We start from the raw sequence: 25,967 nt of genomic DNA, 5'->3' as shown, positions 1-25,967 counted from the left end.
ATGGCCGGTCGCGCGACGGACCGGGACCTGCCGAAGGCGAAGGTCGTCGTCCTCGAGGGCGAGCACCAGGGCGACGAAATCCGCTTCCGGTTCAACCCGTCGGAGTACAGCGTCGACCGGGGGATGAACTACGGCGAGCAGACGGTCGCGGGCGTGACGACGCCGCTCACCCAGTTCGTCAGTGGCGAGTCTGAGACGCTGTCGATGGAGCTGTTCTTCGACACGACCGAAGACCCGGAGACGACCGACGTGCGGGAGAAGACGAACCGTCTCGACTGGCTGCTCGACATCGACGGACAGCTCCACGCGCCCCCGAAATGCCGGTTCGTCTGGGGTACCTTCGAGTTCAAGGCCGTCCTGACGAGCGCGAACAAGCGGTTCACTATGTTCCGTCGCGACGGCACGCCGATTCGCGCCCGAGCGGACGTGAGTTTCCGGCGGTACCGCACCCCCGAGGAGCAGGCACAGGAGACGCCGAAGCAGTCGGCCGACCGGCGCACCGTCTGGGAGGTGACGGCGAGCGATACGCTCCCGCTCATCGCCGACGCGGAGTACGGCGACCCGACGCGGTGGCGACCCATCGCGGACGCGAACGACATCGCGAACCCCCGTGAGCTACGTCCTGGAACAGAGCTCGTCGTCCCGAAACTGGAGCCAGACTCCCGATGAGCCTCACACACCTCGAAGACGACTACGACCACTTCTACAACCCCCGCTTCGAGTTGGAACTCGGCGGGCGGACGGTCCGCGAGGCCGATGGAACGATCACGGGGCTGTCGGTCGAGACGGCGCTCGACCGGACGAACCGCGTCTCGTTCGCGCTGAACGAGCCGTACGACCACGAGCAGGGCGGCTTCCCGGCGTTCGTCGACCGGCCGGTGACGAAGGGGACGTCCGTCGTCGTCAGGATGGGCTACGGCACCACACTCCGGCGGCTGTTCTCGGGGACGGTCGAATCCGTCCAGCCGAACTTCCCGGCGTCGGGCGGGCCGACCGTCGAGGTGAGCGGGCGGGACAGTTCGTACGCGATGACCAAGAGCAAGCGGTCACAGTCGTGGGACGACACGACGCTCAGCTCCATCGTGACCGACGTCGTCTCCGACTACGACTTCGAGGGCACGGCGGTCGACGTTCCGTCGTCGGCCGACATCCAGTTCGCGAAGCGCGTCCAGCAGGAGCAGACCGACTACGCGTTCCTCGACGAACGGATCGCCCGCCGGTTCGGACTCGAACTGTTCGTCCGAAACGGCACGTTCCACTGCCGGGGCCCCGACCCGCTGGCGACGCCGGTGCTGACGCTCACGTACGGTCGGTCTCTTCGGTCGTTCCGGCCGAACCGCGAGGACACTGACGTGGGGGTCGGCGAGGTCGAAGTGCGCGACTGGGACGCATCGGGCAAGAGCGAGATCACCGCGACGGCGACCGTCCCCGGCGGCACGGGCGAGACGAGCAGCCGGAGCATCGCCGTCGAATCACAGGCGGAGGCCGACCGCATCGCGACGGCGGTCGCGAACGAACTGGCGGCGGGCGTGGGCGGGCAGTGTGAGACCATCGGCCTCCCGGAGATACGGGAGGGGAAAGTGGTTCGTCTCAACGGTCTGAGCCAGCCGTTCGACGGGCCGTACTACGTCGAGCGAACGACGCACCGGATGGACGACTCCGGCTACACGACGTCGTTCGAGGCGCGCGACGCGACCGTCTTCGAGGGGGTCCTCTGAGCATGAGTCGATCGAACGATACAGACACGACGGGCGGGCGAGGCGCATCGGTTCCAGGTGTCGCCATCGGCATCGTCACGGACAACGAAGACCCCGAGGGGATGGGTCGGGTGAAGCTGTCGTTCCCGTGGCGGAGCGCCGACGACGAGAGTTACTGGGCCCGCATGGCGGTCCCGATGGCAGGGCCCGACCGGGGGACGTACTTCCTGCCGGAGGTCGACGACGAGGTGCTGGTCGGCTTCGCCGGCGGCGACATCCGCCATCCGTACGTGCTGGGCGCGCTCTGGAACGGCCAGGACTCCCCTCCGGAGACGAACAGTGACGGGAACAACGACGTCCGGCAGGTGCGCTCCCGCAGCGGTCACGAACTCGTCTTCGACGACGCCGACCAGTCGGGGAAGCTCGAACTCACGAGCAGTAGCGGCCACACGGTCACGCTCGACGATTCGAGCGGTTCGGAGACGATCACCATCGAGGACAAGACGGGACAGAACCGGATCGAGTTCGACACCACGACGAACTCCCTCTCCATCGAGGCGGGCGCGAAACTCAGCATCGAAGCACCCACCGTCGAAATCGCCGGCGACGGCAGCCTGAAACTCGAATCCAACGGCATCCTAACCATTAAGGGTTCGTTGGTAAAAATTAATTAAAGATACACGATGCCACCAGCCGCACGCGTACTCGACCAGACCGCACACGGGACACCACTGTCGGGACCGGGGAGTCCGAACGTGATGATCGGCGGCCAGCCCGCCTGGCGGGCGACGGTCGACTTCCACCCCTGTCCGCTCGTCACCGGCGTCGTCCCGCACGTCGGCGGGACGGCCGTGCCCGGGAGTTCGAGCGTCCTCATCAACGGGTTCCCGGCCGCCAGACAGGGTGACAGCATCATCGAGAGCGGGCCGCCGAACAGCATCGCCACCGGCTGCCCGACTGTCATCATCGGCTGAGGGGGGAGATGTATGACCGACGAACCCGGTGACTTCCTCGGCCGCGGGTGGCAGTTCCCGGTGACGACCGACCGGAGTGGACAGGTCGAATCCACGACGGGCGTGGCGGACATCGAAGCGTCCATCCGGCTCATCCTCGCAACTGCGAAGGGCGAGCGCGTGATGCGTCCGGATTTCGGCTGTGGCATCCACGACTACGCGTTCACGACGGTCGACCAGTCGACGCTGACGATGGTCGAGACGAGCGTCCACGACGCGCTGCGCGAGTGGGAACCTCGAATCGAGGTGCTGTCGGTCGACGTCTCGACCGCAGAACTCGACGTGGGCCGCCTCCTCATCGAGGTGACGTACCGCGTCAGAGAGACATACAACGAGTTCAATCTCGTCTACCCCTTCTACCTGGAGGGCGGGTGACGATGCCCGACCCTCCCGACGTCGACGGACGTCGGCGCGATGCACTCCGCAGTCACGTCCAGCGGATCGCTCCCGGGTACACCGACGAGTGGGACCCGACGTCACCGGGCCCGGGAACGACCCTGGTCGCCCTGTTCGCAGAGTTAGCCGAGGACGTGGTCGAACGCCTCGATCGTGTGCCGGCGAAACACCGGACCGCGTTCTTCGACAGGCTGGGTTTCGGCCGACGACCGCCCCAGCCCGCCCGGGTGCCGCTCTCGTTCCGGGTCGCCGACGGTGCCGGGAGGAACGTCGTCGTCGCCGCGGGGACCCAGGCGGTTGCGAAGGCGACGAACAGTCGGTCCGAACAGGTGTTCGAGGTGGCTCCCGACGACCAGTTCGAGGCCACACCGGCGAACCTCACGGCCGTCTACAGCGTCGACCCCGCCGTCGACGCCGTCTACGATCACTGGAGCCCTCCGGACGGCGACGGCCTCGAAGCGGGGACCGAAACCACGCTGTTCGCCGGCACGAACGTGCAGGCACACCGTCTCTACATCGGTCACGCGAGTCAGCTCACCGTCAACTCCGACGGTGGGGACGGAGCATCGACGATTCGTGTCCGGGTCGAGACCGACGAGTCGGCGTCGGCTATCAGACACGAACTCGGGTGGCAGTACTACGGGGAGCGGGAGACAGAAGACGGGAAGAAGCGGGAAGGGTGGCACACGTTCCCCGGCCGGACCCCCTCGCTCCGGGTCGCGCGGCTCCGGAACTCGTCGACGCGCGCTCGGGGGACGGAGGCCGACGTCGTGACTGTCGACCTCACGCTCGACGGGACGCTCACCGAGACGACAGTGAACGGCGTCGAGAGCCGCTGGATTCGAGCGGTGGTGCCCACTCAGGCGTCGCCGTCGGACCTGCTCGACGTCGACATCGGACCGTCGGTGGAGGTCGGGCCGGGTCCGCACTCGGAGGCGGACGAGACCGGCGGAGGTGACGACCGAACCGGCGACGACGGAGACGGGGGCACGGGTTCCGGGAGCACCACACGAACGGTCGCCCCCGACCGACTCCTCTACAACGACGTGCCGCTACCGTTCGCCATCGTGACGGCGGAGGGGACGGATCAGGACCGCTACTACCCGCTCGGGACCGCCCCGCAGGCGCAGGATACCTTCTACGTCGCCTCCGACGAGGCGTTTACCAAGTCGGGTACGCGGGTGGCACTGTCGTTCACCGGGCTCGATGGGGCGGTCACGTCGACGGATACGAAACCGGAGCTCTCCTGGGAGTACTACGACGGGAACGGCTGGGCGAAGCTCCCGTCGCTCACCGACAACACGGGCAAACTCACCGGCGGCGCGAACGGGCAAGACAGGGGCAGGGCCGTGTTGACCGTCCCCGACGACCTCTCGAAGACGACCGTCGCCGGACACGAACACCACTGGATTCGCGTCCGGGTGGTCGGCGGGACGTACGGGAAACGGACGGCGACGACGTCGGGGTCGTGGAGCAGCTGGGAGACGAAACACGATGTGGACCCGCCAGCGTTCGACTCGTTCGCCATCGCATATGTGGCCCCGGACGACGCGGGAAACGGCGCAGAGAACGGGGCGGGCGGCGACAACGGTGGGGACGGCGAGCTAGCCCTCCCGAGCGCACCGGCGACGCACCTGTTCGCCGAGAACGCCCTCACGTTCGGCGACAACCTGGCGAACGCCGACGCGACGCGCGTCACGCCGTTCGAACGACTCCCCGACGACGACCAGACGCTGTACCTCGGCTTCGACGCACGGCTTCGTGGCGGCCCGCTCACGCTCTTTTTCGACATCACCGACCGCGCTTACCCCGAGTTCTTCCACTCGCGGCTGCGGTGGGAGTACTGTGCGGACCCGGCGACCGACGAGTGGGCCCGACTCGACATCCAGGATGGGACCGGGGGCCTGACCGAGCAGGGTATCGTCAGACTGGTGTTCCCGGGCGAAACCGACGCCTGTCCCCGGTTCGGGGCGGCACGCCACTGGATCCGGGCCCGGGTGACCGGCACCCCGTTCATCCCCGAGGGAGGTGCGTCGGCCGATACGGGTGAGGTCGACCTCGGACGGTGGTTCGACGGAATCGACGACGGGCTCGACCTGCCGGTTCTCCCCGAACCGGGGCTGTTCTCCCGCCCAGGCTCGTTCATCGACCCCGGTAGTGGGGTCGTCGGGCCCGAGCAGTTCGAAGTCGGCGACGCCCGGTCCTGGCTGAGCTCCGTGGACGACGTCACGCCGACGGGCGCTCGCGGCTTCCCCACCGGCGACGCCGTCCGCGGAGTGGCGTCTCTCCGCTCCGACGGCTCGGGAGTCACCGACGCCCGGCGTCGCGTCGTCGCCGCCGGCCGAACGCGAACGCGCTGGTTCGGCACCGACGTCGGTTCCGAAGCGACTGTCGACGTCTCCACCACCGACACGGCCGACGTCGCAACCGGACACGTCCTCGGCGTCGCCGCCAACACCGTCGAGACCGTCGATATTTCCGCCGCGCGCCCAGTCGACATCGTCACCGGCGGATTCGACATGGAATTCGACGACCCCTGGGTACCGCTCGTGCCCGACGATGCCGGCTTCCGGCTGCCGACGATTCCACGAGTACCGGCCGTGCCCGCGCCGCCGGCCGACGTCGGCCCCTGTGAGCGGACGCTCCCGACCGAGCCCCCGACGGGCGACCCGACAGCCCGGCCGCCGACAGTCGAGACGCTCGCACCCAACACCACGTGGCTGGACAACGTTCGGAGCGTCGACGACGAGACGCTCGGGTCGAGTGACGGCTCGCAGTCGCAGACGTTCGTCGTCACGTCGCCGCCCGTCGTCGACGAGACGGTCTGGGTCGACGAGGCGTCGACACTGTCGGCAGGTCGTCGGCAGTCGCTGGCCGGGGCCGAGACGCCGGCGACCGAGGAAGTCACCGCGCCGGACGGGAGCCTCCAGTCGTTCTGGGTGGCGTGGCGTCGCGTGTCGGACTTCCTCGACTCCGGCGAGGACGAGCGACACTACACCGTCGACTGCGTGACGGGACGGATCACGTTCGGCGACGGCGTGGCCGGGCGTATCCCGCCACGCGGGGAGAACAACGTGCGGGCCGACTACCGGACCGGCGGCGGGACGGACGGGAACGTCGACCCCGGCACAGTCACGGGGCTGAAGAGTTCGCTCCCGTTCGTCGACAGCGTCAGCAACCCGGCACCGGGGACCGGTGGGGCCGACGCGGAGTCGACCGACAGGGTGCTCACGCGGGCACCACGCGAACTCCGCGACCGCGGACGCGCGGTCACCGAGGCAGACTTCGAGCGCGTCGCGCTGGACGCCGCCCGGAAGCTCGCACGCGTCAGCTGTCTCCCGGAGCTGAACCGCGACGGAGAACCCGAGCCCGGGTGGGTGACACTCCTCGTCGTCCCGAACGCCCCACGGGCGAAGCCGGTTCCCTCGGCGGGACTGAAACAACAGGTCGAGGCGGCCGTCAGCGACCGGGCCCCCGCGACGCTGGTCGCCGCCGACCGCCTCGTGGTTCGGGGGCCGAGCTACGTCGCGGTGTCCGTCGAGACGACGCTGACTGCCGTCGGGAGCGAGAACGTCACGACGCTCGAAGAGCGGGTGACCGACGCGCTCGCGTCGTTCCTCCACCCGCTCTCGGGTGGGCCCATCGACCGCGAAGAACCGGGATGGCCCTTCGGCGAGTTGCCCACGCTCTCGGACCTGTACGCGCTCCTCGAAGGGGTCGACGGCGTCGACTACGTCGAGCGCCTCACGGCCGAGTACGACGTGAACGGAACGACGGCCACGGCGACGGAGGGCGAGGAGCCGCCGAGCGTCTCACCGGACGTCCTGGTCCACAGCGGCACGCACGACGTCACGGTCACACTCGGAGCCGACACCGGACGCGACGACGTCTCGGGGGGGAGCTGAATGGGACTCGAGCTTCCTGACCTCGACGACCGCGAGTTCGAAGCGCTCGTCGAGGACGCCCGCAAGCGGATTCCGGTCCACTCCGACGAGTGGACGGACCACAACGTCCACGATCCGGGGATTACCATCCTGGAACTACTCGCGTGGGTCGCCGAGACGGACAGCTACCGGCTCGACCGGATCACCGACGCACACGTCGAACAGTATCTTCGACTCGTCGGTATCCGTCGGACGCCGCCGCAACCGGCGACCGTCCGACTCGAACTCGACCCCCCACCCACCGTCTCGGGAGAACGAATCGAAGCGGGGACGCCGCTACGTGCGGGCGTGACGCGGGGGCCGAGCGAGCAGGAGCCGTTCCGGACGACGGCAGGGGTCACCCTCACGCGGGCCGACATCGACGCAGTCGTCTCACAGCACCGCGACGGTCGGACCGACAACACCGACGCGAACGACACCGAGGGGATGTTCTACCTCCCGTTCGGCGACGACCCGACGGCGGGCGACGCGCTGTACCTCGGCTTCGACACAGACCCGTTCGCCGACGCCGACCGACTCGACTTGGCGGTCGACTTCCACGAGGCGAACCTGCCGGCACCGGCGACGCACGGCGACGAACCCGTCGAGTTCGTCCCGTCGCACCGGGTAGCGTGGGAGTTCTACACGGACCCCGACGGAACGGACGACCGGCCGTACGAGCAGTGGTACGACGACGACCGGTGGGCCGAGTTCACCGTGCGTCGCGACGGGACGTCGGCGTTCTACGAGGGCGGGACGGTGTCGTTGCTGGCCCAGGCCGACGTCGCTGCCGACGACGGACCCACCTGGACCGCCCGAGCGGGGTCGATTCTGGGGCTGGAGCGGGAGTCGTTCTGGCTCCGGTGTCGACTGGCTCGACGCGAACCGGAGCCGGAACCGCCGGTGCCGGCGTGTGAGGCGTCGCCGTCGTCACCGCCGACACCCCGGTACGAGGTTCCCCCGCAGTTCGACGCCGTGCGCGTGAACGTCCTCGAGGCCGAACACTGCGCGACCGTCTCCGGCGAGGCGCTCGAACGTCGGGAGGGCGAGCGGACCACGGCCCGTCCCGACCAGACCTTCTTCTTCCCCCACAATCCGGTGCAGTCGGCAACGGTCACGGTCGGCGGGACCGAGTGGGTGGCGGTGCCGGACTTCGCCGGCTCCGGCCCGGACGACCGCCACTACGTCCTCGACAGGGCCGACGGGGCGGTCCGGTTCGGCGATGGCGTCCAGGGGCGGGTTCCAGCGGCCGACCAGGCAGTCGTCGCCACGTCGTCCGTCTACGGCGGGGGGCCGGACGGAAACCTGCCGGCGACGGCTCGCTGGCGGTTCGCCGACGACGCGCTCTCGTCCGTCGACGTCACCCCGCTCGAGCCAGCGACGGGCGGCACCGCCGCCGAGTCGGTCGAGGAGGCCCTGGTCCGGGCCAAGTCGGACCGGTCGACGCCGTACCGCGCGGTGTCGCGCGACGACTACCGATATCTGGCGACGCACACCCCCGGCCTCCGGTTCGGCCGCGCGGCCGTCGTCGACAGCGCCGGCGCGGGAGTGGACGAGGCGACGTCTCGGGGTGACGACGGCGATGGGACCGTCCGGGTCGTCGTCGTCCCCTTCAGCCCTCCCGACACCCGACCAGTACCCAGCGAGGGCTTCCTCGACGCAGTCGACTGTCACCTCCAGCGCCACGCCCTGCTGTCCGACGACGTGACGGCCGTCGCCCCGACCTACGTCGGCGTCGACGTCGGCGCGGAGGTTCGGATCGCCCCAGACTACGACCGACGGGACCGACAGGTCGCAGCCGAGTCGGCCGTCGAGGCGTTTCTCGACCCGCTCCGGGGCTTCGAAGGCGACGGCTGGCCGTTCGGCCGTGGGGTGTACCTCTCGGAGTTGTACCAGGTACTGGAGACGACCGACGGCGTCGACACGGTGGTCGACGTGTCGGTGACGACGGACCAGGGGGGCGACCTCGAAGACGGAACGGCGCTGCCGTACCCCGAATCCGTCACCGTCGTCGTGCTGGACCGCCCCGGCCAGTGTGGGAGGGAGAGCTGAGATGACGTTCGCGTTCGTCGGGACGCACACGCCGGCGCGCTGGGCGGAGTGGTACCGCACCAACGTCGCGGTCGGCGAGAGCGGGGTCGCGGTGGCGACCGACCCCGTCCCGACGTACGTCTCGCCGTCCCGGGTCGCCGAACCGCAGCCGTTCGACGCGGTCGACGTCGCGGTCGACCGCTGTGGCGTGGTGTTCGTCCTGACGGCCGACGGCGACCTCTACCAGCACGACCCGCCCCGGGAGTCGCCCGCGCGACTCGCGTGCGTGTGGACGTCGGCCGATTCAGGTGGTGACACCGGTGACGTGGCTGCCGCGGACGGACCGGTCGGAATCGCGGCAACCGACGACAGCCTCTACGTCGCCGACGCCAGCGGCCGGGTTCAGGCCATCTCGCGGCACCTGTTCCAGACCCGCTGGCTGACCGACGGCTTCGTGTCGCCGGTCGGGGTCGTCGCCACGACAGAGTCGGTGTACGTCCTCGACGCCGGCTCACCGCCGGCGACCGAAGCGAACAGGGGTGACGAGAGCGCGACGGCGGGGGAAGCGACGGGAGCTGGAACCGGGGCTGCGTCTACCACCGGTCGGTTGGTCGAACTGGCTGGCGGCGGCGAGACCCGGACGGTCGTGCGGGGTCTGTTAGAGCCGGTTGACGCCGCTGCAGACACCGCGGGCAACGTTTCCGTCCTCTGTCGAACGGCCGATGGGCCGGCCGTCTTCCTGTTCCCGCCCCCAATTCTGACGGGCACGACGACGCCCGACGAGCCGTCGGTACCGCCAGGCGAGTTTCGCACGCGGGCGACGGGTGACGCTGTCGTCCCCTCGTGTCTGGAGAGTATCGACGCGGGCGAACTCGTCGTCGGCGTCGGGAGCGATGCGCCGGGGGAGCCGACCCTGTTCCGCTACCGGGCGCACGACGGAGCGTTCGAGCGCCTCCCGAGTTTCACCACGACTAGCGTCGCCCTCCAGACCGGTCGGCCGGGTCCCAGCGGCGGGCCCCCGGCCCTCTACGTCGTCGACGGAGCGCGTCGGCTCCACCGACTCGACGCCGCCTCTCAGTCGCGACGGAACGGTGACACCGGGCGATACGACGCGACGCTCGTCGGACGGTTCGACGCGGGCGAGTGCGAGACAGAGTGGCACCGGGTGACGATGGACGTCGACCCCGGTGACTCACGGACACAGGTCCGGCTGCAGTACGCGGCGACCGACGACGAGTGGCAACCCGCCGCGGGTGCGGCCCCGACTGCGACGCTCGAAACCGCCGACGGTATCGGCGCGACGGCCGCCGACCACCTCCGCGACGCGGGTGTGTCGACGCTCGGCGAACTGGCCGACGCAGAGCCAGGTGCGCTCGCCGCCGCCCTCACTGCCAGTGGCCGACCGACGTCACTCGCCACGGCAGCGACGCTCGCAGAGCGCGCGAGAGACGCACTCCGGGTCGACGTCGACACGAGCCGTCTGGACTGGCGCGCCCTCGGTCACGCCAGTCCCGAGGACGCACTCCTCGACGACGCCGAGGGGCGGTATCTGTGGGTGCGGCTCGAACTCGTCGGTAACGAGTTCTCCTCGCCCCAGGTGCGACGGTTTCGAGCGTACTTCCCCCGGCAGTCGTACCTCCGGCACCTGCCGGACGTCTTTCGGAAAGACGAGCAGAGCGCAGCGTTCCTCGAACGCTACCTCTCGTTGTTCGAGAGCACGTTCGTCGACATCGAGGAGGAAATCGGGCGGACGAGCCGGTACATCGATCCGACGGGCGTCCCCGCGGCGCATCTGCCATGGCTCGGCGAGTGGCTCGCGACCGAAGCCGACGCCACCTGGCCGACGGCGGCCAGACGCGAACTGGTCGGGCACGCGCCGGCGCTGTACAAGAAACGGGGAACCGCAGAGGGGTTGCTGGCGATGGTTCGACTCTACCTCGCCAACAGTTCGGCGCCGGCCGGCGGGTCGACACACAGACGAGCTGGCGCTGTGGGTCGTCACCAGACGGCGGCCGACGCGGCCCGGTTCGACGTGGCGACGTCCAGTTCAGGGCCGGGTGCTGGGTCGGGTGCTTCGGGCTCGTCCGTCGACGCCGCCCCCCGTGTGGACGCGCAGGTGGAGACGGGGGGTGCGACGGGGGGCGGCAGCGAGCAGCGCGACGACGGGGGGCGAGCGCTCGGTGACCCCATCGCGGCCGACAGGCAGGGAACGACGGCGCGGAAGGCCGTCTACCTCGTCGAGTACAGCGACCTGCGGTGTATCGACTCACCGGCGGTCGAAGCGCTGTACTCGCGACTTCTCAGCTGTCCCGAAGGGTTCCTGGTGCTCCTCCGCCCGGGCCTCGACGACGAACGGGTTCGGACGGTCGAGCGGATCGTCGACGCACAGCAGCCGGCGCACGCGACCGGACGGACGGTCCATCTCCGACCCTGGGTGCGGCTGGCGGGCGGCGAAACCGACGACGATCCGCCGACGAGGGGTTACCACACGTACCTGGGGGTCAACAGCACGCTCGCCGAGCGTGATTTCACCGTCGAAGAGGCGACGCTCGGGCAGAACACGATGCTGACCGAACGGGAGGCGACCGGCCAGTTCGACGTGAAGGCCCGCCTCGACCGCGACGCACGGATCGACTGAACAGCACGACCAACGGGAGACCACGATGAACGACTCAGACACCACAAACGCGAGGGGAATGGACCGGTTCGACTGCAGGCTCCGTCAGTTCGAGCGGAACCGCTACTTCCACGGGAAGCTGATGACCGCCCGTGACATGCGGACCGAACAGCAGTACCACGCGGGACGCATGCACACCCACAGTCGGTACGTCACTGGCGTGGGCATCGTCTGCGGGCTCGACGTCGACGTGGAGGCGGCGACAGACGACAGCGGCTCGCCGACGGCGGTCGTCGACCCGGGTGTGGCCGTCGACGGCTGCGGTCGACAGATCGTCGTCGAAGCTCAAGAGCGGATCGACATCCCCGCCGGAACGGCGGGCGGCGGCCAGGTTTCCGTCTACATCGCGCACGCGACGTGCAAGACGGAGTCCGTTCCGGTGACTGGCTCCGAGGACGCCTGCGGGGACGAGTGTGAGTACAACCGACTCAGGCAGACCTACCGAGTGACGTTCGAGTCGACCCCGCCGGGAGCACAGAAACCCGTTCCCGTCGACCGCGTGGAACTGCCGACGCTCGACAAGGTCAGAGCGACGGGCGACGACGACCAGGTCGCCCCCGGCGACGACGTCCTCCACGAGCTCTCGCGGTCGTACCACGCGGCGACGAACGACGAGGGCCGGATTCGAACGTGTCAGTCCGTGCTAGAGAGCCAGACCGCGACAGAAGACCGGATATTTCTCGGCACGTTCACCGAACAGAGCGACGGGAGCTGGGCACCGGCGACGGACGACCCGGAGCCCAGACCGTACGTCTACACCAACGAGATGCTCCACGCGGGGCTCGTCGACCACGTGACGGACTTCGGCAACCCGCACGACGTCGTCGCGACGGTCGACGAGGTCGAACCGGTCGACGGCGACGTCGAACTCCGGTCGGTAGACGGCAGCGTCGTGAGCGACCCGATTCCCGGCGAGGGAGCCGTCGACCTCCAGGTCGGGCCGGGACTCCAGGAGTACGTCCGCGACAAATGTCTCAAGTACACCATCGAGGCGTTCTACGACGTGGCCGAGACGTACGCCGAGGACTCCGGCGAGGGGGACGCCGCGGGCGAAGTCGTCGACCGCGCGGTCGAAATCATCCTCCGGGCACGCGACGCCCTCGACGCACGCGAGTTCGCCGACAGCCGGGCGTTCGCCGTGGCCGTCCTCGACCTCGCACGCATGGAGCGCCGACTGTTGCTGGTACTGGAGGAGTACGGCAGCGAACTGGTGACCGACCGGAGCCTCGCCGACTACCAGCAGGCCATGGAGCGGCTCCTGGGACTGCTCCCGCGGACCGACAGCGGCCGGCCCCGAGACGACCTTCCCGAGGCGTACGAGACGCCCGCCGAACTGGCAGTCGCTCAAGACCAGCTCTGTGAGACGGCCGCGTGGCTCGAACGCTCGACCGACGAAACGATGACGCTCCCCGGCGGCACGGAGGTGGAGCGCCGGATTATCGAAGACGCCATCGAGCCGCGCGGCGGTGCACGGCCGGTCGACCCGACGCTCGATCCGACTGAGGTGGTCGTCGCCGACGGCGGGACGGCGTCGTTCGATGTCGGTTTCGGCGACGCCGCGACCCTCGGCTTCGTCGTGGAGGACGAAAACGGTCTCCGGCTCATCGAAGCGACGCTGACGAAGGGGACCGCGTCGACCGTCACGTTGAAACTCGATACCGGTGCTGTCGAGTCGGCTTCGGACCGTCTTACCGTCGGCGGCGACGCGACTCTCACGGTTGGCCAGCAGCCCGGGGGGTCGGCACTCGACGCAGGCGAGTACGCCGTGTCAGTCAGCCGTGGCGACCCGTCCGGAGGTGAGGTGGACTCGGCGACGGTGACGATTCGGGCCGCCGAGACGGCCTCGTTAGGGCCGGCTGCGACCATCGTCAACGGTGCTACGACGACGTTCGATGTGAACTTCCGCGACACCACGAGCGTCGGTGTCCGTCTCGGCGGGCCGGAGCAGTACCTCCTCGAAGCGGAGCTGACGAAAGGGTCCGACGCGACAGTGACGCTCCGGTTCGACACCGGCGCAGTCTCTTCACAGCGGACTCCCACCCTGGTGGTCGAGGGTGATGCGAACCTGAACGTCGTCGAGGAAACCATCGTCGAGGTGCTCACGCCTGGGCAGTTCGTCGTGTCGCTGCTACAGCCGGACCTCTCTGGAAATCGGGTGGATCGGACGGAGTTCGCCGTCAGTCCCATCACGGATTTCGAGGAGTTCGACCCCGAGAGCTACGTAGGCCGCCCGGCCGCCTCGGTTGCCGGCGAACTCTATTCTCGGTACGACGACGTCACGGTGAACTACCGTCCGCTCTCGGAGGCCGATGCTGAACCCGGAACCATCCTCGAGGCGACTCCACCCCGGGATGCCGACTCGCCGCCGACTCTCACCGTGGCCGGCACCGGCTTCGAGAATATCAGCGGCATCGGGACAACCAATCGTCGGAACCTGTTCGATAACGGTATTTTCACTGCCGAGGAGTTCAGCACCGCCGACCGCGCGTCGCTCGAGAACATCCTGTCGAGCAACGTCAACCTCGACTCGATCATGGAGAACGTGCACACCGAAATCGACTTCTCCTGACGCTCCCGCGTCTGTTTCTCTCTGGGTCGGAGCCATCGGTTGCGCTCTGCGACGGCCAGCTTGTGACTGACGGGCCGGCTCGATCGGTGCTGTGTCGTTTCAAGCGAGTTACGAACACATCCACTCGCGTCCACGCGGAGGTCGACACGACACGTTGTCTCGTTTCCTCCCCCCGTCCAACGGTGGTTCGTACAACGACACCATTGAGTCGTGAACCGCCTCGGCGTCAAGTGGTTCGAGAGACTGCGTCTCTCGTCATCACGGAAATCGAAGATTTCTGTACGACCCCGAGGCACTCGCCTTGTTTCTCTGTCGAGGAGGATGTTCGGGAAACTGTTAGCTCTCCTCGATGACGCCGAGTTGTTGGAGCATGCCGAGGTCGTCTTGTTGATACCTCTTTTCGGCGATCTTCCCGTCTTCTATCCTGAAGAGCGCAAAGCCTGTAATCTCGAAGGCCCGGTTCGTCGCCGGAATTTCAAAGAGGGCCCTTTCGTGCGTTCCGGTGAAGGTCCAGCGAGCGGCAGCCCTGTCCCCAGACTCGAAGTAATCATCTATTTCGATACGGGCATCAGGGAGACCAGACAACGTTTCTCTCCACCATGCTTCGTACTCCTCGATACCGTTCACGTCTCCATCGGCACCGATCAACCCCTGAACAAGAACATCCTCAGTCACTACCTCCGGTAAGGCGTCCACGTCTTGCTCGTTGAACGCCGTGAGATACCGTTCTATCATCTGTTTGTGCTCGAATGGTTTCGTTGCGGCCATGGGATCGCACCCGGACGACGCTTTGTGATACTACGACATAGCGTTATTCGGTGTGAACGATTCAAGGGGTGAACGAAACCCGGCTGGTGAACGATTCCCGTCGTGTGCCTCGTCCCCGCGGACGGATCGCCGAAGGCTCTGGAGGGCTTGGCGTACGCGGTAACGACATCTCCTGAGGACCGGATCACGGTTCTCTCTGGTATGACACCACACGGTGCGTGGGAGACCGACGGATCGCTCTCTCAGGCTCAGCTCGAGAGATACCACGAAGCGGCTCGGGCGAAGCGGACGACATACTCGATGATGCACGTGACTGGCCTCCGACCACAGCACGGAGATAACCACGGAACACGACGTCACACCACTCAGTCCACGGTGCCTGCTTCTTGTTTCCCTGTGACTTCGTCGGGGGTAAGTCGGAAGAATCGGAACTCCAAGGTAAGTGGATGACTGTCGTACACGTCCACGAACGGGATGGTTATCCGTTCCATCGCCTCGGCGACAGATGGATCGAGTGCCGATTTCGTGATTTCTTCCAGTCTCCCCGTGGCGATGACGCTTCGCCAACCACTGTCCGTCTGGTCGTACGTGACGAACGATATCATCCTCTCTTCGTCTACGATATCTGCCTTTCCGGCGTCGTCGGGCCCAACGGCGAACCGGAAGTAGAAGTTCCTCGTCTCTGTGTCGTACCCATACGACACCGGACGGGAATACGGCGGGTCTTCGTCCAGGGTATCGAACGAGATTATACCCGTCCCACCGCAGCCCAAGAATTCGCTCCGTTCGTCATCGCTCATCCGTACCGAGCGAATATCTGCCATACGAGTCCTTCGAGGCGCGAGGTCAAAAGGTGTGGCTCTCCACTCCAATCGCTCTTGCGCTGGTCGCGAGCACGCAGTCCATGCAGGAATCGGGGACGACCTCGGGGCCTGGTTCACGTACCCACATCACTGGCACCGTGGACGTTCAAACGAGTTTGGCGCTGACACCGCCCATGACGTACCGACCGAAATCGGTTCGCTCGTGTGTCCGCAGAATCTCGATATCGATATCGTCGCCATGGAGTCTCACGACCGGTCGAATCTCGAGCGGCAACTTCTCGGCAGTGTCGCATCAATCGTCCTTCGGACTGTCGCTGTCCTTGTGGTAGAGCGATCCGGTTGACTCTCTTATCAGGACGAATAAGTTGTCGTTCTGTAGTCAGAAGGTGAAGCGAGTTGGGTCATTACAGTCTACGGTGGGGTCGAACTGTTCACGTATCGCCTTTCGAGGAATAATTGAACGAGAGACACGTTCCGATTGTCGACTAGCCACTGGCGTCAGACCCAAGTGTGACAAACAATAACACAAACTCGAGGCATGTACACACCAGTTGTCCGCACCGATCGATCGGCATTCGACCGAATCCGTGACGCAATCCTCAATCGTGGCGACCCCGACGACAAAGAGGAGTCAACTGGACCGGTTACGCCCACGTAAGGGAGAGCGGTCATCGGAGGCTAAGATTCGTCTCGAACAGGTCTCGGTCGACAAGCAGTACTCATCGAGCGGGTAACGACGACCCCGCTGTGGAGACGCTGGTTACCCGACGTCATCAACGTTCTCTCGTGGGGTAACCGTCTCCGAACGTAGTAAAATCGAGCATCTGCGCTACTCGTCGAGCACTCGTTCTATAGTAGAGTTTGAAACTCTTCGCAGCCGATTGCGTCGCTCTGGCCGTCCCAACGGGTTCACAATAGGCCCTGGCAATCGAGTGAGTGGATTCTTTCAAACTCTACTATAGCCGCTCCCGTCGCTCAACGACGTCCTGTTCGCGGTAGGACGTGTGAGTGGTCTCGTCGACTCGTGGCGGAGATCGTAGCCATCCCGGAAGAGACTCCGGAGTTGGGCGGTGGACCCGGAGACGGTGTCGTCAGATGGCATCACGATGCGGACGACGCGTTCGTCAAGGTCACGCTCTTGGCCGCGTGTAAAGAATCGGTCAGTCATCTCCGTGAAGCGACGCAGGTCGTCGTCTCGCTGGCCTTTCCAGCGCTTCAAGCGTGCGCTCGTCGCCGTACGGGGTGGTCGTCGACGTACTGCTCCATACGTTTCTTCTCGAGAGCGTCTGGGTCCGGGAGCCTGTAGATGAAGCAGGTCGGGGCACCGACATCGTCCTCGACGCCCATGAGGAGCGATTTGAGGACGTCTGCTTGCACTCGCGGTGCTTCCCTGATAATCGATATGCGTCAGTAACGTCGTGACCGATACAGCGGGTGAGTGCAGCTGCGTGTGAGATACCGCATAGAAACCTATAGGCCCACTCCAAACAGTTCTCAGTATATGTCGAGTTCAAGACCGTCTGCGTTCATACTGGGTATCGTGCTCGGAATCGCACTCGTTGTCTTGGGCGTCGGTGCCTACACCCTCTCCGACTTTGTGAGTATCACGGCGCTCATTCCCGCTTTCTTCGGCGTTCTCGTCGCTATCTTGAGCGTGGCGGGGTACCGTCAGACAGATCGGCAACGGCTGGCCGCCTACGGAATCGGCCTACTGGCAGTGCTCGGAGTGGCCGGATCGACGCGTGGAATCCCGGACCTAATCGCGTTGCTAACCGGTGGCACAGTTGACTCACCGATCGCGGCCGTCTCACAGGGTGTGATGATCGCCGTCTGTCTCGTCCTTCTCGTGGCGGCGGTGCAGGTCATCCGCGATCAGCGCACGACGACGAGTCCGTGAACGAGTTGCAGCCGGGAATCCACGATGCCGAGTTCGCTCATACAGAACCCGGTACCGTTGAAATCGTCTCCATACCGAACATGGAGACGGCTGTCGGCAAGGCCGGTTTCCGCAAAGGCGGTCTGTGAGATACGCGCGTTGAATTCACTTCTGGGTCTACTAGTAAGACCATTCGCGACAATGCCGAGAGCGCCGTTCTCTCTGCGTGGTACAATCAGTAAGCGATGACTCGAAGATCGGTGATGAGGAGACCCCTTCTACGAATACCAGTAACTGTGCCCGCAGGCATAGCATTGAGTGTGTCCGGGATTTTCAATCAGTGTGACGCTTCTCGTAAGCGTTGAGAACCTCGCGATATCGGTTCCGAATCGTGACGTTACTGACGTCAGCAACCTCCGACACGTCGTCTTGAGTGATATTTTCACCACAGAGCTTCCCCGCCGCATAGACGGCACTCGCAGCAATCCCGACGGGGTGTTTTCCGCTGTGAACGCCGTGAGCCGTGGCGGCCTCGATCAGTTGGCGGGCCTGTCGTGTCGTGTCATCGCTACAGTTCAGTTCGGAGACGATACGACCGACGTACTCTATTGGATCCGTCGGCGGGATCTGGATGTCGAGCTCTCGGACGACGTATCTGTAGGTGCGCTTGATCTCCAGCGACTCGACACGGCTGACGACAGCGACTTCGTCGATGGTCCGCGCAACGCCATCGAGTCGTGTCGCAGCGTACAGAACCGCGGTTGCAACCCCCTCGATTGAGCGCCCTGGCAAGAGGCCCTCCTCTAACGCGCGCCGATACATCACGCTTGCAGTCTCGCGTGTCGGCTTGTGTACCCCCAACGCAGAGGCCATCCGATCGATCTCACCGAGCGCCTGCTTGAGGTTGCGCTCTGCTGAATCCCGTGTCCGGAAGCGTTCGTTCCACGTCCGTAATCGCTGGAGTCGCTGGCGCTTTCGCGGCGACACTGGATTCCCGTATGTGTCTTTATTCTGCCAGCCGATATTGGTCGACAGCCCCTTGTCGTGCATTAACTGCGTCGTCGGGGCGCCAACACGTGATTTCGCTGCCTTTTCAGCCGCATCGAAGGCACGCCACTCCGGCCCACGGTCGATCCGTTGCTCATCGAGAACCAATCCACAGGCAGTACACACCTTCTCGGCCGTGTCACTCTCTGCGAGTACTTTTTCACTACACTCGGGGCATCGCTGCTCCTGTGAGTGCTCTGTTTTTGAATCTGCGACTGGGGCAGTCGTTTTGCGAGTCTGGTGATTCATACACCCCCTTTTATCCTACCGACAGTAAAGTTTTGTGACCACTAATAGTTTCTACAGACTATGAAAGAAACCTATTGTAGTTACAAACTACAGTTTGAGTGCCCTAGCTTTATTTTCTTATACTACAAACTTTAGTTGATGAGCTCCGACCAAGAGCACCTTCGCGAGACCGATACCGAAGACCGGTTCGATTTCAAGAAAGAGGAAGCAGCAGCGTTCAAGACCGACAAAGGGCTGACAGAAGAGACCATACGGCTCATCTCTGAGGATAAGGACGAGCCCGAGTGGATGTTGAAGCGACGACTGCGTGCGTTGAACCTCTGGCAAGAGATGCCGATGCCAACTGACTGGCCGGGGCAGCCAGACCTGTCGGAGGTCGACGTCAACGAAATCGTCCCGTACATCCGCCCCGATGTCGACGTCCGCGCCGGCGTCGACGACTGGGAAGAGTTGCCCGAAGACATCAAGGATACATTCGACAAGCTCGGTATTCCGGAAGCCGAAAAGAATGCACTCTCCGGTGTGGGAGCCCAGTACGAGTCCGAAGTCGTCTATCAGAACATGCAGGAGCGCTGGGAAGAGAAAGGCGTCATCTTCTGTAATATGGATGAGGCCGTGCAGGAACACGAAGACCTCGTCCGCGAGTACTTCATGACCAAGTGCGTGCCGCCGAGCGACAATAAGTTCGCGGCGCTGCACGGGGCCATCTGGTCCGGCGGCTCGTTCGTCTACGTTCCCGAGGATGTCACCGTCGAGATGCCCGTCCAGGCGTATTTCCGGATGAACTCCGAGGGGATGGGGCAGTTCGAACATACGCTCATCATTGCGGAGCCAAACTCTGAGGTTCACTACATCGAGGGCTGTTCGGCCCCGAAGTACTCGGCGTTCAATCTGCACTCGGGCGGCGTCGAGGTGATCGTGAAAGAGAACGCTCACGTCCAGTACTCGACGGTACAAAACTGGTCGAAGAACACCTACAATCTCAACACGAAGCGTGCGATTGCCGAGAAAGATGCGACGATGGAGTGGATCTCCGGGTCGATGGGCTCGAAGGCGACGATGCTGTATCCATCGACGATCCTGAAGGGACCGGGCGCGACTGACAACCACATCACCATCGCGTTCGCCGGTAAGGGCCAGAACATCGACACTGGCGCGAAGGTGTATCACAACGCGCCGGACACGAAATCGACCATCGAGTCGAAGTCCATCTCGAAAGACGGCGGCCGCACCAACTACCGTGGGCTGGTCCACATCGCCGACGGCGCTCAAGACTCCTCAACGTCGGTCGAGTGTGACGCGCTGATGTTCGACAACGAGTCCACGTCGGACACGATGCCGTACATGGAGATTAACGAGTCCACAGTGAATGTCGCCCACGAGGCCACCGTCGGGAAGATCGGCGACGAGGACGTCTTCTACCTCCAGTCGCGCGGTCTGGACGACGACGACGCAAAGCAGATGATCGTTTCGGGCTTCATCGAGCCCATCACCGAAGAGTTGCCCATCGAGTACGCGGTCGAACTCAACCGGCTCGTCGAACTGGAGATGGAGGGATCGCTCGGATAGTAGTTCGTCTGGCCTACGCCACTCTTATCGAGGATATCTCATAGCGATCGATCCAAACTTCGAGCAGAACCGCGATGTCGCCGAGCAACACGCGGGGTACCGAGTCTGGGGGCCGGTCGACGAACCGGAACGGCTAGGTAATCCACGGCACACACGTGGCTGTCGACTTCGACATCCGCATCGCCGACGGTGTCCGTCTGGAAGGCTGTCCCGTCGACGTGTTCGAGTGGACAGGTACACCGGGACACCCCGAGAGCGACACATAGGGCGTGGTCAGCGTGTGTTACCCAAAGAGTCCCCACCTCGGGAGGGGGGCTGTGAACATCCGTCTCGAGAAAGGACTCAGCGCTCTGTGGTATAGTTGGGAACTACATCCTCGAAGAGTTCGCCACAGCACTCCCAGAGGAGCTTCGGAGGAGACGCTGCTTCGAACACGACCCCTTCGTAGTGTGGGGTCTCCATCCAAGCTGTCTGGTACTGGAAGTGCGCCGCGCCGAGGTCCGTGTGGTCCTCGTCTTGGTGCCAGCCGCAGTGGAACCCCACATTCGGGTCGGCGTAGTCGATCCTGAACTCGTCGTGGGGCGGAGTGAGTTTCCAGTGGACCTCGAGTTGTGGTGACTCGGGCCCGGTCGGTGGCACGACACGCTGTGGCTCGATCTCGGCCGCGAGGTATCGTTTCTGGATCGCGTCTGGCTCGAACCAGACAGAGACAACCTCCGCTTGCCGCTCGAGTACGTCCTTGAGTGTCCGATAGATGGCCGGGTTTTCTGATCCCCGGTTCATGCGGATGTCGAGTGCCGCTCACCGGGGAACCGGTCGTAGAGCCGGAGTGCATCCTCGACGAGACGACGACGCGTTTCGAGGTGATCCCACTTGCGGGCTGCTTGTCGACGCTCGCGTTCGTCTGTGGCGTCTTCTGTCCGCACGAGGCTTGCACGGAGTTCGTTGGGGGTTTCGACGTCGTACTCGGTCTTCCACGTTCGGATTTGCTCGTTCATGTCTTCGAGACTCGCGGCGAGTTCGTCCGGGGAGTGTCCTTCGTAGAGTTCGCGCATCTCGATGAGGTATTGACCGACGAGGTCGGGCTCGTACGTCGTCTGCTGGCCGCGTTCCTCCGAGCTCAGTTTGCCGTCGTCTGTGAGTCGTTTGAGGTACTTCGTCGCTGTCTCGTGGGCGACCTCTGCCTCCGAGGCGATCCAGTTAGCCGTTCGGGGCTCACTGACGGTGAGCGCGACTGCTTCGACGCGCTCGGCCGCCGACAGACTGTCAGTCCAGGATCGAGCCGGTTCGTCGCTCATGACGACGTCTACAGTGTCTGTATAGAAATAATTTGAGGTGATTCGGATTATATAGACTCTGGTCCGCTCAGGGTGGACTGATCGACATTTCTGAGGAGAGCCGGGTTCGTAACGGGATGTCCAACGAGAGCCGAATCGTTACGTGAGGCGTCCAATCTACCGATCATGAGGACATCGATTTTAGCTGAAAGTAGGCGCTAAGCCCCCTTCCTCAACGAACGACTGAAGACGGTTGCTCCTCTTGTCGAAGAGTTCCAGTAGCGGTAGCCTCGGTATTTGATTCGGAAGGTAGGAGGATCGAACAGCTTTAGATGGGATTTGCATATTGATTTCTCTCTTCCGGTGGCCGCTAAGGACATCATTGGGAGAATCAGTGTGACTTCGACGAATTATCTCACCATTAACTGGTTTCAAGCAACGTTCCGAACGACTCAAACTCGGTGTATAGCTGCATGAACTCTTGCGTGAACAACTGCTTGAACGGAACCACCAACGTTCGACACGAGGCCTCTCAGCTTCGGCCGCGAACCGTCGTTGCAGGCATCGATGTCGAGATGATGCCGTGAGTCTGGGCTGGCACGAAGACGATGATGACCTCGATCTGGGGACGACACATTTTCAGCTCGAAGCCAGTGGCGGGGGAGTCCACGAGCCCGGCCGTCACGGGATCCGAGGGAACAACCGCCAGATGGTCGCCCCAGTCTGGAGGTTCGAGAAAGTCTCGATCGGCAGCGTCGTCACGTTCGACTCCGTCGTGTCTGCGAGTTGCATGAGCTCTCCTCGCTACGACCAGGTCGCCCCTCAACTTGTTTCGACTAGCCAGAGTCGTTGCAACACACTTGTCCTCCGTAATTCTGGGAAGGGTGAAGGCTCGAAGATGTCGCCCGACAGTGCTGGTGAGTCAATCGGAAGACACCCCTCGGCTGTGTAGCTCAGCGGCGACCTGGGGTATCTGGCCAATCCGAAAAACACCCGTCCATGAACGTCTCGCGCTGGTAGGCGAGATACTCGCGCTGTGCGTCGTGTATCGCGTCGGCGAGCGAGAGACCCTCGTCCAGTCGTGTGGCGACCAGCGACCGCTTCCAGGCGGCTGGGGTCCGTCGCCGACGCGCCCGGTCCCGTAGTGGTTCGATCCAATCCGCGGCTCGCTCCTGCGGGAGTCCACACGCCTCTAGCCCGTCGAGAGCCGTGTTTAGGAGGTCGTCGAGACACCGGCCGATGTCGTTCGTGGTCTGATCGTCGGCAGTAATCCACGTCATGTCCGCCTCCATCCCGTCTCGGGCAGCCGCGTAGAAGTTCTCTCGGGCCTGGTCCCACGAGAGGTCGGTGACCGGGTGCTCAGTGGACGAGAAGGCTGTCATCACCCCGGCAAAGGCGGCGAGAAACGCCATGGTGTCTCGGAGGGTCGGCTGGGCTGGGAGCGGCCTGAACTCGATCCTGACGTTGGCTGCCGCCCGTGACGCCCCGTCGAACACGGGTCTAACCCAGCGCCAGAAACTGCCGTGTTTGTGTCGGAAGTGAACGAACGAGTCGTCGAATCGTTCGCCCGCCGCGATCGCTGCCGGGACGAGCACACGGTCCTCGACGATTCGGTCGACTGCGTCTCTGGGGTGGTCGATGTCGGTCGGGAACCGGACTTTTTCTGGCCCGTCGGCCGGATTCATCATACCCTCGTAGACCGGGATTCGGTTCTCAGCCCAGCCGTCTTCGAGGACAGTCTTGCGGTCCGGATCGCCGTACAGCTCCGGGGGGAACAGCGGCGAATTCACCCCGAGCGCCAGCATCGGACCGGCGATCCGAAGCGCGTGGTTGAAATAGAGTGGGAGATCGGCTGCTCGCTCGACCTGGAAGTGGGGTTGAATCGACGTCGTCAGACTCACCGGTCCGGGATTATCGGCTTCAATGGTGACGCCGGGAACGTCGATCCGACCGCCGATCGTCCGCTTACTACTCGCAAAGCCGTGATACCGGACGGCGTTGCTGACGTTTATCGCCAGCGTGAGCCCTTCCTCGTGAGTCGCCTCCGAGAGGTATGTCAGTGTCGAATGGTCGGTGGGGCCGATCACCCACATTCCGTCGCTGACGAGCTGGATTCCTCTCGTAGTGGCCCACTCCTCGGTGGCCACTAGTTTCGCCTCGACTTCCTTCCGCATCGCGTTGAGGCCCGCTTCGTTACACGGCTGGACGCCGGTGGTGAGCTCGGTGTTGTGTAATCCCAGTTCCTTCTCGAAGCCGAGAAACTCCATCAACGACCGGTGAACACGCCGGATACTTCCGTCGTCTTCATCGACGGCGTAAAATTCGTACTCCAATCCGATGGTCGTCTGTGGGTTGTCGAACGTCCCCTCCTTGAGGTGCTCGACGACGAGGTCTCCCTCTTCGCGCACTTGCCGCTCGAACTCCTCGAAGTCGATTCCCCGTGATTCCATGAGTCGGTCCAATTGATTATCACTCATTAATATGAAGAATGTGTAGTGCAACTAATAACTCATACCCTCGACCGCAAGCGAGTTTCGGGAGATGACCGCGGGCTCGTTGGGGTCACCGCACTCACGGACTAGGTCAGAACACCGCTCTCGGTTCGTCGGTCGGAACGTCTCGTTGAGTACGTGGTATGGGTGCTGATTAGTAACTCGCTGACGAGATCGCCCGTGGACCTCGTCGCTTCGACTCCGGTTCGATACCCCCTCCGGTATCGGTTTGCTGGATGGAATCATACATCCACGATGGGAAAGGGTTTGACGAGCATGCGGTAAACATACAATAGTGTTCGAGACTCCTCACAGCCAATCGCATCGCTTTTGCCTTCCCAGTAGATCTATCATGCGCAGCAATGATGAAGTGGGTGCCCTGTTTCAAACGCTAGTATAACCCGTGTCTCGTGCACAACCCGAGGTGGTGCCAACACGGTGCGGGAGTTCGGTTCGTCGAGCGTTACACGTCCCTGGTTCGCGCACTCCGCGTTCGGCGAGAGAGGGTCGCATTCCGAAAGAGTGGGAATTGTGTACGGTGTTTATGAACAAACGTGAGCACGTCGAACGTATGAATTCAAACTACAGACCCCTGTTGGGGAGGGAATTAGACGAGTCTGGGATCGACGAACTGTTGACAGAGGCAGGCGTCGGTGTCCTGTCGATGAGCGCCGACGGTGTGCCGTACGGCGTGCCGCTGTCGTTCGGGTACGACGGGGATGACAACTTGTACTTCGTGTTTCTCGGCTCGACCACCGAGCTCCGGAAGGAGACGTACGCGGAACAGTCCGAAGTAGCGAGTTTCACGACCTCCGATATCAGCACCGACGGCTCTTGGCGGAGTGTGATCGTCGCCGGCCCACTCGATCGAATCACCCCCGGAGAATGGGACAAGGCACGCGAAGCGATGATCGACAACGCGTACCAATCTAAGCTCCTCGCCGAGTACGAACTCCAAGAGAATCCGAACGTGTGGACACTCGGGATTCAGGACCGATCGGGGCGCGCTATCGGTCGACAGTGACCGTGCGGCGACCCCACATCCTGGCTGAGGCTGCTGGCGATCCAGCGAGTCTCATCGACAGTCGGCTCTGCACGATCTGTACACGAGATTCGCACGAACACGGGTGTGCAGTGAAGTTGTGACATCGTGGACAAAAGCCACATCGGGACAAAAGTGGGCCAAACCATGCTCCGGAGCGTGAACGCGGACCGGACGTATCGACCAGTGCACTGGGTGTGAGAGGCCGAGGTAACAGACGGGCGCGAGTGCTGCGGCGACCTCAGACCAGTTGTCACACACATCCTCTGTCTCGGTCAAACCGTTACTGACAGAGTTCGAGTAGCTGGCGAAGACACCCGACTGCACCCTCTCTATCGGTCACGCCGTTACTGATTGACTCTGAGTAATTTGAATCGATGCTGCTGGATAGACAGCGCGAGTCGGCTACAAATATCATAATCTATATAAAATAGATTGTTGTCCACGGTCGAAGTCAGTCGAACTACGTTCTACATGTCCACTCATAATTAACAACAAATTTATATATAATCCAGTG

The 25,967-nt window shown here is 64.0% G+C and carries 20 protein-coding genes and 2 pseudogenes; 15 read left to right on the top strand and 7 right to left on the bottom strand.

Going from position 1 to position 25,967, the window contains the following annotated elements; translation table 11 throughout:
* The 9 genes from E6N53_RS17870 to E6N53_RS17830 are packed head-to-tail and all read left to right on the top strand — an operon-like array spanning nucleotide 1 to nucleotide 14,306.
* On the top strand, nucleotides 1-669 hold the full coding sequence (locus E6N53_RS17870; RefSeq protein WP_142860832.1) for a CIS tube protein: 669 nt from the start codon (nucleotides 1-3) through the stop codon (nucleotides 667-669).
* Nucleotides 666-1,718, top strand: a complete 1,053-nt coding sequence (locus E6N53_RS17865) for a phage late control D family protein (RefSeq protein ID WP_142860831.1) — start codon at nucleotides 666-668, stop codon at nucleotides 1,716-1,718. The genes E6N53_RS17870 and E6N53_RS17865 overlap by 4 nt, the downstream gene beginning before the upstream one ends.
* Before the next feature lie 2 nt (nucleotides 1,719-1,720).
* Nucleotides 1,721-2,371, top strand: coding sequence for a phage baseplate assembly protein V (locus tag E6N53_RS17860; RefSeq protein ID WP_142860830.1), 651 nt, complete (start codon nucleotides 1,721-1,723; stop codon nucleotides 2,369-2,371).
* Nucleotides 2,372-2,380: 9 nt separating this feature from the next.
* Complete coding sequence (locus tag E6N53_RS17855; protein WP_136591235.1) at nucleotides 2,381-2,671, top strand: PAAR domain-containing protein; 291 nt, start codon at nucleotides 2,381-2,383, stop codon at nucleotides 2,669-2,671.
* Nucleotides 2,672-2,683: 12 nt separating this feature from the next.
* Complete coding sequence (locus tag E6N53_RS17850; protein ID WP_142860829.1) at nucleotides 2,684-3,085, top strand: GPW/gp25 family protein; 402 nt, start codon at nucleotides 2,684-2,686, stop codon at nucleotides 3,083-3,085.
* Nucleotides 3,086-3,087: 2 nt separating this feature from the next.
* Nucleotides 3,088-7,011, top strand: coding sequence for a putative baseplate assembly protein (locus tag E6N53_RS17845; protein WP_142860828.1), 3,924 nt, complete (start codon nucleotides 3,088-3,090; stop codon nucleotides 7,009-7,011).
* Complete coding sequence (locus tag E6N53_RS17840; protein WP_142860827.1) at nucleotides 7,012-9,081, top strand: putative baseplate assembly protein; 2,070 nt, start codon at nucleotides 7,012-7,014, stop codon at nucleotides 9,079-9,081.
* Nucleotide 9,082: 1 nt separating this feature from the next.
* Nucleotides 9,083-11,698, top strand: coding sequence for a phage tail protein (locus E6N53_RS17835; protein WP_142860826.1), 2,616 nt, complete (start codon nucleotides 9,083-9,085; stop codon nucleotides 11,696-11,698).
* Between the two features lie 25 nt (nucleotides 11,699-11,723).
* Nucleotides 11,724-14,306 carry a CIS13 family contractile injection system protein gene (locus E6N53_RS17830; RefSeq protein WP_142860825.1) on the top strand — a complete coding sequence of 861 codons (2,583 nt, stop codon included), beginning with the start codon at nucleotides 11,724-11,726 and terminating at the stop codon, nucleotides 14,304-14,306.
* A gap of 336 nt (nucleotides 14,307-14,642) precedes the next feature.
* Here the strand turns inward: E6N53_RS17830 and E6N53_RS17825 are convergent, their stop codons facing one another.
* Both E6N53_RS17825 and E6N53_RS17820 read right to left on the bottom strand, forming a co-directional pair.
* Nucleotides 14,643-15,074 carry an ester cyclase gene (locus E6N53_RS17825; RefSeq protein WP_136591241.1) on the bottom strand — a complete coding sequence of 144 codons (432 nt, stop codon included), beginning with the start codon at nucleotides 15,072-15,074 and terminating at the stop codon, nucleotides 14,643-14,645.
* 365 nt (nucleotides 15,075-15,439) lie between these two features.
* Entirely contained in the window at nucleotides 15,440-15,898 is a 459-nt protein-coding gene (locus E6N53_RS17820; protein ID WP_142860824.1) for a pyridoxamine 5'-phosphate oxidase family protein, read from the bottom strand.
* A 220-nt stretch (nucleotides 15,899-16,118) separates the two neighbouring features.
* Here E6N53_RS17820 and E6N53_RS21710 point away from each other — a divergent pair.
* Nucleotides 16,119-16,241: pseudogene (locus tag E6N53_RS21710) on the top strand (universal stress protein); the annotation flags it as partial.
* A gap of 872 nt (nucleotides 16,242-17,113) precedes the next feature.
* On the opposite strand, the gene E6N53_RS21150 reads toward E6N53_RS21710, so the two are convergent.
* Complete coding sequence (locus tag E6N53_RS21150; RefSeq protein WP_201741187.1) at nucleotides 17,114-17,275, bottom strand: hypothetical protein; 162 nt, start codon at nucleotides 17,273-17,275, stop codon at nucleotides 17,114-17,116.
* A gap of 124 nt (nucleotides 17,276-17,399) precedes the next feature.
* On the opposite strand from E6N53_RS21150, the gene E6N53_RS17805 reads away from it, so the two are divergent.
* On the top strand, nucleotides 17,400-17,795 hold the full coding sequence (locus E6N53_RS17805) for a hypothetical protein (protein ID WP_142860823.1): 396 nt from the start codon (nucleotides 17,400-17,402) through the stop codon (nucleotides 17,793-17,795).
* Nucleotides 17,796-18,107: 312 nt separating this feature from the next.
* Here the strand turns inward: E6N53_RS17805 and E6N53_RS17800 are convergent, their stop codons facing one another.
* Nucleotides 18,108-19,070, bottom strand: coding sequence for a transcription initiation factor IIB (locus tag E6N53_RS17800; protein ID WP_142860822.1), 963 nt, complete (start codon nucleotides 19,068-19,070; stop codon nucleotides 18,108-18,110).
* A gap of 138 nt (nucleotides 19,071-19,208) precedes the next feature.
* Here E6N53_RS17800 and sufB point away from each other — a divergent pair, with 138 nt between their 5' ends.
* Both sufB and E6N53_RS21355 read left to right on the top strand, forming a co-directional pair.
* Nucleotides 19,209-20,639, top strand: coding sequence for a Fe-S cluster assembly protein SufB (gene sufB, locus E6N53_RS17795; protein WP_142860821.1), 1,431 nt, complete (start codon nucleotides 19,209-19,211; stop codon nucleotides 20,637-20,639).
* 40 nt (nucleotides 20,640-20,679) lie between these two features.
* Nucleotides 20,680-20,899: pseudogene (locus tag E6N53_RS21355) on the top strand (ferredoxin); the annotation flags it as partial.
* 82 nt (nucleotides 20,900-20,981) lie between these two features.
* Here the strand turns inward: E6N53_RS21355 and E6N53_RS17785 are convergent.
* The 3 genes from E6N53_RS17785 to E6N53_RS17770 form a co-directional block, all read right to left on the bottom strand.
* Nucleotides 20,982-21,422 carry a hypothetical protein gene (locus E6N53_RS17785; protein WP_142860820.1) on the bottom strand — a complete coding sequence of 147 codons (441 nt, stop codon included), beginning with the start codon at nucleotides 21,420-21,422 and terminating at the stop codon, nucleotides 20,982-20,984.
* Nucleotides 21,419-21,937, bottom strand: coding sequence for a DUF7342 family protein (locus E6N53_RS17780; RefSeq protein WP_142860819.1), 519 nt, complete (start codon nucleotides 21,935-21,937; stop codon nucleotides 21,419-21,421). The genes E6N53_RS17785 and E6N53_RS17780 overlap by 4 nt, the downstream gene beginning before the upstream one ends.
* A 932-nt stretch (nucleotides 21,938-22,869) precedes the next feature.
* A complete protein-coding gene (locus E6N53_RS17770) occupies nucleotides 22,870-24,090 on the bottom strand; it encodes a glutamate-cysteine ligase family protein (protein ID WP_236642407.1) in 1,221 nt (406 codons plus the stop codon).
* A 102-nt stretch (nucleotides 24,091-24,192) separates the two neighbouring features.
* Between E6N53_RS17770 and E6N53_RS21350 the strand changes: the two genes are divergently transcribed.
* Entirely contained in the window at nucleotides 24,193-24,360 is a 168-nt protein-coding gene (locus tag E6N53_RS21350) for a hypothetical protein (RefSeq protein ID WP_236642406.1), read from the top strand.
* Nucleotides 24,361-24,979: 619 nt separating this feature from the next.
* Nucleotides 24,980-25,432, top strand: a complete 453-nt coding sequence (locus E6N53_RS17765; RefSeq protein WP_142860816.1) for a pyridoxamine 5'-phosphate oxidase family protein — start codon at nucleotides 24,980-24,982, stop codon at nucleotides 25,430-25,432.
* Nucleotides 25,433-25,967: the final 535 nt, after the last annotated feature.

Origin of the sequence: Salinigranum halophilum (assembly GCF_007004735.1) — an archaeon.
GTDB lineage: Archaea > Halobacteriota > Halobacteria > Halobacteriales > Haloferacaceae > Salinigranum > Salinigranum halophilum.
This window is presented reverse-complemented; position numbering and strand designations above follow the sequence as displayed.

Excerpts from the sequence above, each read along its gene's own strand:
- E6N53_RS17830 (WP_142860825.1), top strand. The coding sequence starts at position 11,724 with ATGAACGACTCAGACACCACAAACGCGAGGGGAATGGACCGGTTCGAC.
- sufB (WP_142860821.1), top strand. The coding sequence starts at position 19,209 with ATGAGCTCCGACCAAGAGCACCTTCGCGAGACCGATACCGAAGACCGG.
- E6N53_RS17765 (WP_142860816.1), top strand. The coding sequence starts at position 24,980 with ATGAATTCAAACTACAGACCCCTGTTGGGGAGGGAATTAGACGAGTCT.
- E6N53_RS17785 (WP_142860820.1), bottom strand. The coding sequence starts at position 21,422 with ATGAACCGGGGATCAGAAAACCCGGCCATCTATCGGACACTCAAGGAC.
- E6N53_RS17845 (WP_142860828.1), top strand. The coding sequence starts at position 3,088 with ATGCCCGACCCTCCCGACGTCGACGGACGTCGGCGCGATGCACTCCGC.
- E6N53_RS17780 (WP_142860819.1), bottom strand. The coding sequence starts at position 21,937 with ATGAGCGACGAACCGGCTCGATCCTGGACTGACAGTCTGTCGGCGGCC.
- E6N53_RS17770 (WP_236642407.1), bottom strand. The coding sequence starts at position 24,090 with ATGCGGAAGGAAGTCGAGGCGAAACTAGTGGCCACCGAGGAGTGGGCC.
- E6N53_RS17865 (WP_142860831.1), top strand. The coding sequence starts at position 666 with ATGAGCCTCACACACCTCGAAGACGACTACGACCACTTCTACAACCCC.
- E6N53_RS17870 (WP_142860832.1), top strand. The coding sequence starts at position 1 with ATGGCCGGTCGCGCGACGGACCGGGACCTGCCGAAGGCGAAGGTCGTC.
- E6N53_RS17840 (WP_142860827.1), top strand. The coding sequence starts at position 7,012 with ATGGGACTCGAGCTTCCTGACCTCGACGACCGCGAGTTCGAAGCGCTC.
- E6N53_RS17835 (WP_142860826.1), top strand. The coding sequence starts at position 9,083 with ATGACGTTCGCGTTCGTCGGGACGCACACGCCGGCGCGCTGGGCGGAG.
- E6N53_RS17825 (WP_136591241.1), bottom strand. The coding sequence starts at position 15,074 with ATGGCCGCAACGAAACCATTCGAGCACAAACAGATGATAGAACGGTAT.
- E6N53_RS17860 (WP_142860830.1), top strand. The coding sequence starts at position 1,721 with ATGAGTCGATCGAACGATACAGACACGACGGGCGGGCGAGGCGCATCG.
- E6N53_RS17855 (WP_136591235.1), top strand. The coding sequence starts at position 2,381 with ATGCCACCAGCCGCACGCGTACTCGACCAGACCGCACACGGGACACCA.
- E6N53_RS17850 (WP_142860829.1), top strand. The coding sequence starts at position 2,684 with ATGACCGACGAACCCGGTGACTTCCTCGGCCGCGGGTGGCAGTTCCCG.
- E6N53_RS17805 (WP_142860823.1), top strand. The coding sequence starts at position 17,400 with ATGTCGAGTTCAAGACCGTCTGCGTTCATACTGGGTATCGTGCTCGGA.
- E6N53_RS17820 (WP_142860824.1), bottom strand. The coding sequence starts at position 15,898 with ATGGCAGATATTCGCTCGGTACGGATGAGCGATGACGAACGGAGCGAA.
- E6N53_RS17800 (WP_142860822.1), bottom strand. The coding sequence starts at position 19,070 with ATGAATCACCAGACTCGCAAAACGACTGCCCCAGTCGCAGATTCAAAA.